Source organism: Pseudomonas viridiflava, from assembly GCF_001642795.1.
GTDB lineage: Bacteria > Pseudomonadota > Gammaproteobacteria > Pseudomonadales > Pseudomonadaceae > Aquipseudomonas > Aquipseudomonas viridiflava.
The window spans coordinates 248081-260600 of the sequence record NZ_LKEH01000047.1; the positions used below are offsets into that span (position 1 = coordinate 248081).

At 58.0% G+C, this 12520-nt stretch carries 13 protein-coding genes; 7 read left to right on the plus strand and 6 right to left on the minus strand.

The genetic code is table 11. The annotated features are described in order from the left end of the window. Nucleotides 1–19 precede the first annotated feature (19 nt). Nucleotides 20–1204, plus strand: a complete 1185-nt coding sequence (locus AO065_RS24180; RefSeq protein ID WP_004879394.1) for a patatin-like phospholipase family protein — start codon at nucleotides 20–22, stop codon at nucleotides 1202–1204. Between the two features lie 16 nt (nucleotides 1205–1220). On the opposite strand, the gene AO065_RS24185 is transcribed toward AO065_RS24180, so the two are convergent. The 3 genes from AO065_RS24185 to AO065_RS24195 form a co-directional block, all read right to left on the minus strand. Beyond that, complete coding sequence (locus AO065_RS24185; protein WP_004879395.1) at nucleotides 1221–2075, minus strand: pirin family protein; 855 nt, start codon at nucleotides 2073–2075, stop codon at nucleotides 1221–1223. 206 nt (nucleotides 2076–2281) lie between these two features. Next, the gene (locus tag AO065_RS24190) at nucleotides 2282–3094 is read right to left on the minus strand and encodes an MlaA family lipoprotein (RefSeq protein ID WP_004879399.1); all 813 of its coding nucleotides are present in this window, start codon (nucleotides 3092–3094) and stop codon (nucleotides 2282–2284) included. After that, nucleotides 3087–4385 (minus strand): hypothetical protein, encoded by a 1299-nt coding sequence (locus AO065_RS24195; protein WP_004879401.1) that lies wholly within the window; start codon nucleotides 4383–4385, stop codon nucleotides 3087–3089. The genes AO065_RS24190 and AO065_RS24195 overlap by 8 nt, the downstream gene beginning before the upstream one ends. A 1118-nt stretch (nucleotides 4386–5503) precedes the next feature. Here AO065_RS24195 and AO065_RS24200 point away from each other — a divergent pair. From AO065_RS24200 to AO065_RS24210, 3 genes are all read left to right on the plus strand, one after another. Further along, nucleotides 5504–6358, plus strand: a complete 855-nt coding sequence (locus AO065_RS24200) for a glycine betaine ABC transporter substrate-binding protein (RefSeq protein ID WP_004879404.1) — start codon at nucleotides 5504–5506, stop codon at nucleotides 6356–6358. Nucleotides 6359–6592: 234 nt separating this feature from the next. Continuing rightward, nucleotides 6593–6904 carry a DUF485 domain-containing protein gene (locus tag AO065_RS24205; protein WP_004879410.1) on the plus strand — a complete coding sequence of 104 codons (312 nt, stop codon included), beginning with the start codon at nucleotides 6593–6595 and terminating at the stop codon, nucleotides 6902–6904. Continuing rightward, the gene (locus AO065_RS24210; protein WP_004879411.1) at nucleotides 6901–8559 is read left to right on the plus strand and encodes a cation acetate symporter; all 1659 of its coding nucleotides are present in this window, start codon (nucleotides 6901–6903) and stop codon (nucleotides 8557–8559) included. Before AO065_RS24205 ends, AO065_RS24210 begins: the two co-directional genes overlap by 4 nt. A 91-nt stretch (nucleotides 8560–8650) precedes the next feature. Here AO065_RS24210 and AO065_RS24215 read toward each other — a convergent pair whose 3' ends face one another. Beyond that, nucleotides 8651–8809: a DUF3309 family protein gene (locus AO065_RS24215; RefSeq protein ID WP_004879412.1), complete on the minus strand. Its 159-nt coding sequence runs from the start codon at nucleotides 8807–8809 to the stop codon at nucleotides 8651–8653. Nucleotides 8810–9099: 290 nt separating this feature from the next. On the opposite strand from AO065_RS24215, the gene AO065_RS24220 reads away from it, so the two are divergent. From AO065_RS24220 to csrA, 3 genes are all read left to right on the plus strand, one after another. After that, nucleotides 9100–9477, plus strand: coding sequence for a DUF2784 domain-containing protein (locus tag AO065_RS24220; protein WP_004879417.1), 378 nt, complete (start codon nucleotides 9100–9102; stop codon nucleotides 9475–9477). A gap of 103 nt (nucleotides 9478–9580) precedes the next feature. Further along, a complete protein-coding gene (locus tag AO065_RS24225; RefSeq protein ID WP_004879418.1) occupies nucleotides 9581–10393 on the plus strand; it encodes an SDR family oxidoreductase in 813 nt (270 codons plus the stop codon). 173 nt (nucleotides 10394–10566) lie between these two features. Continuing rightward, nucleotides 10567–10764, plus strand: coding sequence for a carbon storage regulator CsrA (gene csrA, locus AO065_RS24230; protein ID WP_004879419.1), 198 nt, complete (start codon nucleotides 10567–10569; stop codon nucleotides 10762–10764). A 3-nt stretch (nucleotides 10765–10767) separates the two neighbouring features. On the opposite strand, the gene AO065_RS24235 is transcribed toward csrA, so the two are convergent. Both AO065_RS24235 and AO065_RS24240 read right to left on the minus strand, forming a co-directional pair. Next, a complete protein-coding gene (locus tag AO065_RS24235) occupies nucleotides 10768–10995 on the minus strand; it encodes a YheU family protein (RefSeq protein WP_004879420.1) in 228 nt (75 codons plus the stop codon). Between the two features lie 274 nt (nucleotides 10996–11269). Continuing rightward, nucleotides 11270–12466 (minus strand): osmoprotectant NAGGN system M42 family peptidase, encoded by a 1197-nt coding sequence (locus AO065_RS24240; protein WP_004879421.1) that lies wholly within the window; start codon nucleotides 12464–12466, stop codon nucleotides 11270–11272. Nucleotides 12467–12520: the final 54 nt, after the last annotated feature.

Below are 12520 nucleotides of genomic sequence, written 5' to 3' on the forward strand. Positions count from 1 at the left end.
TCACCGAGGTCAGTTGTAGATGCCAGAATCTGCCGTAGCGACACCTGCTGCACACGATGTCGAGCCTGTCACCGGGCTCATTCTTTCAGGCGGCGGCTCACGTGCCGCCTATCAGGTGGGGGTACTGGCGGGCATTGCCGACCTGCTGCCTCCCGGTTCACCCAATCCCTTTCCCGTCATCGTCGGCACGTCGGCCGGTGCGATCAACGCCGTGAAACTGGCCAGCGGCGCGTTGCACTTTCGTATCGCCATCCATCAGCTGACCGAGTTCTGGCAGTCGTTTCGCAGCCATCAGGTACTGCGCAGCGACTGGCCGGGGGTGATTCGTCAGGCCGGACGATTCTTTGGGCGCAGCATGACTGGCCTGGGTCGCAACATTCCGGTTGCGCTGCTCAACAGCTCGCCTTTGCGTGATCTGTTGACCGAACGGCTGGACCTTGGCGGAATCGAGGCGGCCATCGAAGCGCATCACCTGCGTGCGGTCGCGGTCACCGCATTTGGTTACGAGTCCGGTCAGGCGGTCACGTTCTATCAGGGGCGCGGCACTATCGAGCCCTGGCTGCGTCACCGGCGGGTTGGCAAGCCCACTCGGTTGACGATCGAACACCTGCTGGCCAGCTCGGCCATTCCGCTGCTGTTCGCGCCAATCAAGCTTGAGGATGAATATTTCGGTGATGGCGCCGTGCGTCAGTCGGCACCGATCAGTCCGGCGCTTCATCTGGGCGCCAATCGCGTGCTGGTGGTCGGCGTCAGTGGCAATCCGCATGGTTTGCACGCCAAAAAGCTGGCCCCGCGCCCCACCAGTGGTGCGCAACCCAGCATGGCGCAGATCAGCGGCCACATGCTCAACAGCACCTTCATCGACAACCTGGAGAGCGATATCGAACTGCTCGAGCGGCTGAACATGGCCAGTTCGCTGATCAAGGACGAAGAGGCCCGAAGTCAGCCAGGACTGGCCCCGGTCGAGGTGCTGGTGATTTCCCCGAGCCGGCCGCTGGATGAAATCGCAGCCCGTCACCGCCGCGAGCTGCCACCTGCCCTGCGAACCTTCCTGCGCGGACCGGGAGCGACCAAGACCAGCGGTGCCAGCGTCTTGAGCTATCTGCTGTTCGAATCGGGTTATTGCAGCGAACTGATCGAACTGGGACGGCATGATGCGATTGCCCAAGGGGCGGAGTTGAAGCGGTTTCTGCGACTGTCTTGAAACCGCAGCATGTAACTCACGCCGTCAGACGGTCATCCCGGAAGTCGCGCAGTGCCTGTTCTATTTCCTCACGGGTGTTCATCACGAACGGCCCGTACTGCACGATCGGCTCACGCAGGGGTTTGCCGGCAATCAGCAGGACCCGTGCGCCGTCGGCGCTCTTGATCCGCAGCTCACCTTCATCGCCCAGCCGCACCATGCAGCTGGGGCCGATGGATTGTGCGCAGCCTTCGACCTCGATGCTGCCTTCGTACACGTACAGCAGCGCACGATGGCCTTGCGGGATACGCGGGCTGATGTGGCTGCCAGTCGGCATATGGAAGTCGAAATACAGCGGCTCGGTATCAGGACGCTGTACGGCACCGACCTGTTGAACACGGCCGTCGTCGAACTGACCGGCGATCAGTACCACCTCGACGCCTTCCTGGGTGGTCAGGCGCGGAATATTTTCCGGCTGAATGTCCTGATAGCTGGCATCGGCCAGTTTGTTCTTGCCGGGCAGGTTCAGCCACAGCTGGAAACCGCGCATCACGCCCTCTTCCTGCTCTGGCATCTCGCTGTGAATGATCCCGCGCGCTGCGGTCATCCACTGCACGCCACCGCCTTGCAGAAGGCCGACGTTACCCATGTGGTCTTCGTGGCGCATGCGGCCTTCGAGCATGTAGGTCACGGTTTCAAAGCCGCGATGCGGATGTGGCGGGAAGCCTGCGATGTAGTCATCGGGGTTGTCCGAACCAAACTCGTCGAGCATCAGAAAAGGATCGAACTGCTCCACACCCTGACCACCAAATACCCGGGTCAGGCGCACACCGGCACCATCCGACGTCGGCTGGCCTGCCTGGATCGCCAGTACTTTACGAAACTGAGTCATGAAAAAAGGCACTCTTGTAAGGTAACAATGACGGCATGGTATGCCTGTTCAATCGATGGATGGATTTGAATAGTGGGGTGTATCAATCGAATTTATCGATGTTTGGAGTGCTCCGGGTGCTACGGGTGCTGGTTTATGAGAGACACGTCTTAAACAAAAACGGCCAGCCCGATCACTCGGGCTGGCCGTTTTTCTACAGGTTTCGCTTATTCGGCGATCTGCAACTTGCGCGACTCGGTGTAGACGTAGCGCACCTTCTCGTATTCGAACGGCGAGTTCAGCTGGCCGTAACGGAAGCTGGTCACATAACGCCGGTCGATAGCTCGCAACAGCGTGATTTCCGGATGGTCATTGCTGACGTCGGCCACATTGAGAAAGTTGATCTGCATTTCGGCGGCGAAGTCGAACACAAGCCCGCCTGTGTCACGCAGATTGGAGGGGCCGAAGAGTGGCAGCACCAGGTACGGGCCTGCCGGCACGCCGTAGAAGCCCAGCGTCTGACCAAAGTCTTCGCTCTGGCGTGGCAAGCCCATCATGGTGGCCGGGTCCCACAGGCCGGCGACACCAATGGTGGTGTTGAGCAGTAGGCGTCCGGTGGTTTCCAGCGATCGCTGGCCCTTGAACTGGAACAGGCTGTTCAGCAGGTTGGGTACGTCGCCCAGGTTGCTGAAGAAGTTGCTCACACCACTGCGCACGAAGCCGGGCGTAATGTAGCGATAGCCATTCACCACCGGCAGGAACACCCACTCGTCGAAACGGTAGTTGAAGTGATAGACCCGGCGATTCCAGGACTCCAGCGGGTCATAGACTTCCAGGGCGTTGATGGAGGCGCGCTCGAACTCGCGCTGATCAAGGCCCGGGTTGAACTGCAGGGACTTGAGCGGCTGAGTGAAACCATCCGCATCTACCTGGCGCAGGACGGTCGCCGGGTGCTCGGCCTTGTTGCTGGTGACCGCGTCAGCGGCGTGAACCGTACCGGCACAGAGCAGGGCGGCAAGGAGTAAAAGACGTTTAGCCACGGAAGAACTCCAGCATGGCGTCGCTGTTGACGCGGTAATTGATGTTGCCGCAATGGCCGCCGTAAGGATAAACGGTCAGGCGATCACCGAAAGTCTTGCGCAGAAAGCCCAGATCACCCGAACCCAGGATCACATCGTCTGCGTTGTGCATGACCGAAATCTTGCTGCTGTTGTGCAGGTAATCCTTCAGTGCATACAGGCTGACCTGATCGACCAGTTGCAGCAGGCTGCCGCCGTCGGTGCGGGCACGCCACATCGGGATGACCTGTTCGGTCAGGTAGCAGTCGAAGTCGCACTGCAGCGCGCGCTTGAGAAACGGCGTCAGGCTGGTGCCCTCGGTGATCGGGAATTTCGGTGGGGTGATCAGACCGCGACGGTTGATCAGGTCGGACGTGAACGCGATGTCAGCCGAGGAGAAGCGGAACGAGGTGCCGATCAGCATCGCCATCTGTTCGTTGGTCAGGTGCTGCTTGGACTGCTGGAAGTCGAACAGTAGGGCGTCATTCAGGTCGATGTAACCCTTCTGGCGGAAGTAACGCGTCAACTTGGCCAGTACCAGTTCGTAGAACGTGGTGGTGTTGTTGATGCCCTTGACGTTGGTCTGGACCATTTTGTCGAGGTTGGTGATCGAGGTGTAAAGGTTGACCGGCGGATTGAGCAACAGCACTTTCTTGAAGTTGAAGCTGCGACGGGTTTCATCCAGTTGGCTGACGAACGCGGCGTTCAGTGCCCCGAGGCTGTAGCCGGTCAGGTAATAGTCTGTCACTGGAAGTTGCGCCTGCTGCGCACGAATGGCCTGCATCACGCGATACAGGTCTTCGGCGTCATCCTTGGAGATGCCAGGCGTTGCGAAACGAGAAGCCGAACTCATGAAGTCGTAGCTGGTGGGCGACGACAACTGAACGACGTGATAGCCCGCGCCGTAATACAGTTTCTTCAGGAATTCATTGATCGTGCTGTTGTAAGGCGCGCCGGTGCCGGCGATCAGGAAGATGAGCGGTGCAGCGTGGTCCTGTTTGGCCAGTCGATAGTGAAGCTTTTTTACGGCCCAGAAGTTGTCGGGCAGGGTGAACTCGCGCTCAGGGTGCAGGTTGAGTGTGTACACATCCTGATCGATGTCTTCGTCATCAGGCAGGTCGGGACGCAAGTCGGGAGGTGTTGTAGCAATGGTCGCTTCGAACGGATTAGTCAGCGGGTAGCCATAAGTGGCGGGGTCGACATTCGTCGCCAGAGCGGACGCACTTAAACACAGGCCACCAATAACGGTAGCGAAGCGCAGAAAACGGAGCATGACTAAATCCCTTGGGAAAGAAGTGCTGATGAGGTACGCAGGCTCTGACCACTGGTGTAGTGCCAAAGTGCCGCATTGCGGGTGCGAACCTTGTAAACCTGACGGAACAATACACGGTCTGTGGATTTAGCAATGCACATCTGTGCTTTTTTTTCGGCCAAATCGAATTTGGTTCGTATCCAGCGTGCCTGCGTCCCGTTTCAGGAGGCAGTCCTGCCTGTCAGAAGGGGTTTGAGGGCCATCGGGTGCAAAGATTCGGCGGTCCCGAAAATAAAACCCGAAAGCCAGACAGCACAAAGGAGAGCCGGGGCTCTCCTTCTAATGTGTTTCACGTGCTCTTCTTATTGTTATAGGCGGTCTGTTGTTGTTTTTGGTGACCTGACCTTTATCGCGTTTCAGTGCGACCCCCATCCGGGGTCAAGAGCAAACGTATTTTTTTGAGCGCTGACTTGCTTCAACCCTTTGTCTGCACAACATCGGGGTCCAACCGGTTCTGGAGCTACCTGAAGGTAGTTTTATTGTTCTCTGTCCGATTGCGGGGCCTCGCCAGGCGAAGTCCCTGTAAAGCTGATCCACTCCAAAAAAATCTGTTAGCTGCGTCTCTGTCCGTGTTGTTCTTGTTATGTCAGAGCCGTTACGTCTTGTTTTTATTGGTTTGCTGCACATTTCTTGTTTTTGTTGTGCCTGAGAGATAGCAGTTGCCATGCCAACTTTTTAAAGTCATTTAAAAACAATGACTTGCTGAAAATCAGTGTAAATCGAAGCCCTGTCTTTTTGCGGTAATGTTTCCGTGTTACCCGAAAAGGCTTCCGGGAGTGAGTCTTCGGTAACACATCCTGTTTCTGTGCCGGTGTGAACGTCATTGAGGCGTTTTTCGGAACGTGGTGTCGCTGATGGCTGTGTGATGTCGTTTCCCGTTGTCCCGGTGTCGCAGGCAGAGCATGCCGGATCGCGGCGCAAGCCGATGATCAGTGTGCGTTACGGTGCGTGCGTTGCGCGCAGGAGCGATCAAGACGTGCAGGTCGCAGCTCGCTCCGGATTTGGGTGGGCATGCGGCATGAAAAACAACGTTAACCCTGTCCGACAGCCGTCGGCGCAGGACTTCCGGGGAAGCGACGATGAAGATGCGAAAAATCCTGGGGGCGGGTGCCGCACTGGTACTTGCTGTCAGCTCCACGCTGGCCATTGCTGAAACCAAGACGCTGACCATTGGCTATGTAGAAGGCTGGTCCGATAGCGTAGCCACTACCTTCGTGGCGTCCGAAGTGCTCAAGCAGAAGCTCGGCTATGACGTCAAACTGCAGTCCGTTGCGGCCGGAATCATGTGGCAGGCGGTGGCCACCGACAAGCTCGACATGATCCTGTCCGCCTGGTTGCCGAGCACCCATGGTGAGTATTACGCCAAGTACAAGGATCAGGTCGTCAACTACGGCCCCAACTTCAAGGACGCCAAGATCGGCCTGATCGTGCCGGAATACGTGAAGGCCAAGAGCATTGAAGACCTCAAGACCGATGAGTCCTTCAAGAAGAAGATCACCGGTATCGATGCAGGCTCGGGCGTGATGATCAAGACCGATCAGGCCATCAAGGACTACGGGCTGGACGGTTACAAGCTGCAGGCCAGTTCCGGCGCGGGCATGATTTCCGCGTTGACCCGGGCCGAAGAGCGCAAGGAATCGATTGCCGTGACCGGCTGGGTGCCGCACTGGATGTTCGCCAAATGGAAACTGCGATTCCTGGAAGATCCGAAGGGCGTTTACGGTGCGGCTGAAACCGTCGACAACGTCGCAAGCCTGGGCCTCGAGAAAAAGGCGCCGGACGCCGTGGCCTTCCTGAAAAAATTCCAGTGGGCGTCGAAAGACGAAATCGGCGAGGTGATGCTGGCCATCCAGGACGGCGCCAAGCCTGAAGCGGCTGCCAAGGACTGGGTGTCCAAACACCCGGATCGTGTGGCTGCCTGGACAGGTAAATAACCGCAAGGCCTCTGTTTCAATGTTTCCAGGGCCGTCTGGCGTTCTCGTCAGACGGCCTTTTGTTTGCCCACGATAAAGTTTTCAAGCGCCTTGAGCGTGTTTGCCTGCGGATTGGGAGCAGCATCACGAATCTACGACTAATGTCGTTCTAATACTAAGGTCGTCTGGAGTGCGCGCCGGACCTGACTAAAGTGGAATACGTGACATCTCATCTGTGCTGCGAGGACAAAAACAATGAACGACAGCATTTACCTCTCGATTCAAAACAGCCCGCGATTCAAGGAGCTGGTTTCCAAGAGAGAGCGTTTCGCCTGGATTCTCTCGGCGATCATGCTTGGGCTCTATGCCGCATTCATCCTGATGATTGCGTACGGGCCACATATCCTGGGTGCCAAACTGAGCGCGACCTCTTCTATTACCTGGGGAATGCCGATCGGGGTTGGCCTGATTGTCTCGGCATTCGTCCTGACGGCCATCTACGTGCGCCGTGCCAACGGTGAATTCGACGACCTGAACAATGCGATTCTCAAGGAGGCTCAGCAATGATCCGTCGTCTATCCCTGGCCATCGGCCTGTCCCTCTGTGCGCCGGCCCTCATGGCGGCGGATGCCCTCACCGGGGCGGTACAGAAACAACCCCTGAACGTCTCGGCGATCGTGATGTTCCTGGCATTCGTGGGCTTTACGCTCTACATCACCTACTGGGCCTCGAAGAAAAACAAGACAGCATCGGACTACTACTCGGCAGGCGGCAAGATCACCGGTTTTCAGAACGGTCTGGCCATCGCGGGCGACTACATGTCGGCGGCGTCCTTCCTGGGTATTTCCGCACTGGTGTACACCTCCGGCTACGATGGCCTGATCTACTCGATCGGCTTTCTGGTGGGCTGGCCGATCATTCTGTTCCTGATCGCCGAGCGCCTGCGTAACCTGGGTAAATACACCTTCGCCGACGTTGCTTCCTACCGCCTCAAGCAGAAAGAGATTCGTACCCTGTCGGCCTGCGGTTCGCTGGTCGTGGTTGCGTTCTACCTGATTGCCCAGATGGTCGGTGCCGGCAAGCTGATCCAGCTGCTGTTCGGTCTGGATTACACCGTGGCCGTTGTCCTGGTCGGTATCCTGATGTGCCTGTACGTGCTGTTTGGCGGCATGCTGGCCACCACCTGGGTACAGATCATCAAAGCGGTGATGCTGCTGTCCGGTGCCTCGTTCATGGCGCTGATGGTGATGAAGCACGTCAACTTCGACTTCAACATGCTGTTCTCCGAGGCCATCAAGGTTCACCCCAAAGGTGAAGCGATCATGAGCCCCGGCGGTCTGGTGAAGGATCCGATCTCGGCGTTCTCGCTGGGTCTGGCCCTGATGTTCGGTACTGCAGGCCTGCCTCACATCCTGATGCGCTTCTTCACCGTGAGCGACGCCAAGGAAGCCCGCAAGTCGGTGCTCTACGCCACCGGTTTCATCGGCTACTTCTACATCCTGACCTTCATCATTGGTTTCGGCGCGATCCTGCTGGTCAGCACCAACCCGATGTTCAAGGACGCGGCAGGTGCTCTGTTGGGCGGTAACAACATGGCAGCGGTGCATCTGGCCGACGCAGTGGGCGGCAGTCTGTTCCTGGGCTTCATCTCGGCGGTTGCGTTCGCCACCATTCTGGCAGTAGTTGCCGGTCTGACCCTTGCCGGAGCATCGGCGGTGTCTCATGACCTGTACGCCAGTGTGATCAAGGCAGGCAAGGCCAACGAGAAGGACGAGATTCGCATCTCCAAGATCACCACCATTGCGCTGGCGGTCGTGGCCATCCTGTTGGGTATCGCCTTCGAAAGCCAGAACATCGCGTTCATGGTGGGTCTGGCGTTCTCGGTAGCGGCAAGCTGCAACTTCCCGATCCTGCTGCTTTCCATGTACTGGAAAAACCTGACCACCCGTGGCGCCATGATCGGCGGCTGGATGGGTCTGATCAGTGCGGTCGTGCTGATGGTGCTGGGTCCTACCATCTGGGTGCAGATCCTGCACAACCCGAAAGCCATCTTCCCTTACGAGTACCCGGCGCTGTTCTCTATCGCCATCGCATTCGTGGGCATCTGGTTCTTCTCCATCACCGACAAGTCGAAAGCGGTAGAGGGCGAGCGCGCCTTGTTCTTCCCGCAGTTCGTACGTTCGCAGACTGGCTTGGGTGCCAGCGGTGCGGTGTCACACTAAGCAGTACGCTTCATGAAAAAAGCAGCCCTCGGGCTGCTTTTTTTGTGCAATAAAAAGCCCCGCGGGTGAGGGCGGGGCTTTGGCAGGAACGTTATATTCTGCCGAGCAATACCAGAATCAGCAGAATGACCAGGATCGTACCGATCACGCCCGATGGACCGTAGCCCCAGCTGCGCGAGTGCGGGAAGACCGGCAGACCGCCGACCAGCAGCAGAATCAGAACGATGATAAGAATAGTGCCGATGCCCATGACGTGAGTTCCTTCTTGTAATTCCGGTTAGAGTTCCTGCAGTTAAAAGCTCTTGGCTCCAAAGCCTTGAGTTTTAGCTGCTTGAAACATCCGACTCCGGCCGTTCATGAAAGGTTCTACGGATATCGAATAAAATCTTACAATTTTTAAAAGTCTTTTATATCAATGGGTTGTAAGAAAATATTCCGCATCTAATCGTGGTAATCAGCTAGATAAAGCGCATTAAAAGATTGAACTAACGGACGGTTTAAAACTCCGCTCCGTCCATTGACTACTTCAGGGGTGTGCCGATGATCTTCCGGCTGGCTGCAGATGCAGTTGTCACGTTTCACCTGCTGTTCATCCTGTTCGTGCTGCTGGGCGGCTTGCTGGTTCTGCGTTGGCCGTGGGCAGCGCTGCTGCATCTTCCTGCCATGATTTGGGGGGCTGCAGTCGAATTTCTGCATTTGTACTGCCCGTTGACGCCGCTGGAGAATGCCTTGCGCAGCAGAGCGGGCGATCAGGGTTACGACGGCGGTTTCATCGAGCATTACCTGATCCCGCTGATCTATCCCGCAGGGCTGACCCCACAGATTCAGCTCTGGCTGGGCGGTATCGTTCTGCTGATCAATGCATCGGTATACGGGGCATTGCTCGTCCGTGGCGTGCGCAGATTCAGGCGCGGATAACACACGGGTTTGCTCCGGGTATTCAGCGTTCTGATGTTGGGGTTGTCCTGCTCCGGCAGTGATTACACTCCGTCTATTCCTGCACATCACAAGGCATTCCGCTATGCAAAACCGCATCATGATTACTGGCGCCGGCTCGGGTCTGGGCCGTGAGATCGCACTGCGCTGGGCGCGCGAAGGCTGGCGTCTGGCTCTGTCGGACGTCAATGACGCCGGTTTGCAGGAAACCCTGAGCCTGGTACGCGAAGCAGGCGGTGACGGTTTCGTTCAGCGCTGCGATGTGCGCGACTACAGCCAGTTGACCGCCTTCGCTCAGGCGTGCGAAGAGCGTTTCGGTGGTATCGACATCATCGTCAATAATGCAGGTGTCGCCTCCGGCGGTTTCTTCAACGAGTTGTCGCTGGAAGACTGGGACTGGCAGATCGCGATCAATCTCATGGGCGTGGTCAAGGGCTGCAAGGCGTTCCTGCCGATGCTGCAGGCAAGCAAGGGCAAGATCATCAACATCGCCTCGATGGCTGCGCTGATGCAGGCGCCGGCCATGAGCAACTACAACGTGGCCAAGGCGGGCGTGGTTGCCCTGTCGGAAAGTCTGCTGGTTGAACTGCGTGATCAGGAGGTCGGTGTGCATGTCGTCTGCCCGTCGTTCTTCCAGACCAACCTGCTGGATTCCTTTCGCGGACCTACACCGTCGATGAAGGCGCAGATCGGCAGGCTGCTGGAAAAATCCCCGATCACGGCCAGTGACATCGCCGATCACATCTTCGAACAGGTCGGCAAGGGCGAGTTCATGATCCTGCCTCACGATGAGGGTCGCCTGGCGTGGGAGCTCAAGCGTAAACATCCCGAGGCCATGTACGAGGAAATGACGGTCATGTGCGGCAAGATGCGCGCCAAGGCGCGGCAGACAAACTGACGGTGTCCGCCTGTTCAGCGTGAGTTTTTCAGCTCTTTTGACCCGTAGGTAGGACGTTTCCTTCAGTGCGCTCCGGCGCACGTGAAGGACGTTACTGATTTGCCATCATCGTATTGAAGCCCTCGATTCTGCCCTGCACCCTGACTCTTTTGTAACAACACGAGAGTCGAAAAATGCTGGTACTGACGCGGGAAATTGGCGAGACCTTTTCGATCGGTGATGACATCACCGTGCAGATCCTGGGTGTGAATGGCAATCAGGTCCGCCTGGGTATCGACGCACCCAAGGACATCAAGATCCACCGCGCCGAGGTGTTTCGGCGCATTGCCAACAAGCTGGCAGAGCAGCAGCCGGGATCGCCCGCTGCCTGATACTCAGTCGAAGAATTCCTTGGGCACGTCGTGCTTGAGCATCAACTGACACTGCTGGCTTTCCAGGTCGAAGAAAATCACTGCCTGTCCCTTGGTCAGCGCGTGCCGCACCCGCAGCACACGGGTCTGCAATGGCGTTTCGTCGCCATTGTCAGTGCCTTCGCGGGTGACGAAGTCTTCGATCAGGCGGGTGAGGGTATCGGGTTCAAGCTGGTCGTAGGGGATGAGCATGGCGGTTCTCGGGTCGATAGCCGACGATGATAGTGCGGTGATGGCAGGTGTCGCAATTTATAAGGCCGGAACCTGATCGTTTCCAGGCGCGACCCTGCGTGTTGTGCCCACGTCTTGCCGCAGCCAATGGAACGTGGGAGGCGGCTTGCCGGCGATGCGTTTTCCGAGGCGCCCTATCAGTGACTGATCTGACGCCATCGCCGGCAAGCCGCCTCCCACGTTAGGCATAGCATTCAGTCAGTGAATTTCCTCACTGCTGAGCGCCTTCACAGAATCAAGGTTCCTCGCGATTCTGCCCGATCAGGCTGTCTACCGGCGGCACCCGTGTATCGGATTCCATCTGCGCGTCGTGCTCGATCTGATGGCTGAACTGATCCAGTGAGGCCTGGGCCGGTTTGGCATCGCTGGCAAAGACCGGCGGGCTGAGCATGTAGGCGCCCAGCAGTTTGCTCAGGGCCGCAAGGCTGTCGATGTGCGTACGCTCGTAGCCATGGGTTGCGTCGCAGCCGAATGCCAGCAGGGCAGTGCGGATGTCGTGGCCCGAGGTGACGGCCGAGTGCGCGTCACTGTAGTAGTAACGGAACAGGTCGCGGCGCACCGGCAGTTCATTGTCCACGCCCAGGCGCAGCAGGTGGCGCGACAGGTGATAATCGTAAGGTCCGCCCGAATCCTGCATCGCCACGCTGACCGCATGCTCGCTGGAGTGCTGGCCCGGCGCGACCGGTGCGATGTCGATGCCGACAAATTCGCTCACGTCCCACGGCAACACGCCTGCGGCACCCGTACCGGTTTCTTCGGTGATGGTGAACAGCGGGTGGCAGTCGATCAACGGCTCTGCGCCACTGTCGACAATGGACTTTAGCGCGGCCAGCAACGCCGCGACACCAGCCTTGTCGTCAAGGTGACGGGCGCTGATGTGGCCGCTTTCAGTGAACTCCGGCAACGGATCGAAGGCAACGAAGTCGCCGATACCGATTCCCAGTGACTCACAGTCGGCGCGCGTGGTGCAGTAGGCGTCCAGACGCAGTTCGACGTGGTCCCAGCTGATCGGCATTTCATCGACTGCGGTATTGAATGCGTGTCCCGAAGCCATCAGCGGCAACACGCTGCCACGAATGATGCCGGTGTCGGTGAACACACTCACCCGGCTGCCTTCGGCAAAGCGGCTCGACCAGCAGCCGACGGCGGCCAGCGCTAGACGGCCGTTGTCCTTGACCTCGCGGACGCTGGCACCGATGGTGTCCAGGTGCGCGGAGACGGCACGGTCGGGTGAATTCTGTTTGCCCTTGAGCGTCGCGCGAATGGTGCCGCGGCGCGTCAGTTCGAACGGAATGCCTATTTCTTCGAGACGCTCGGCGACGTAGCGCACGATGGTATCGGTGAAGCCGGTCGGGCTTGGGATCGCGAGCATTTCCAACAGCACTTTCTGCAGGTACTTCAGATCCGGATCGGGGATATTTGCAGGGGTCATGGAAGGCTCCTATTGGGTCAATCGGAAAGCAGCGGGCCGAAGCGGCAATACAGT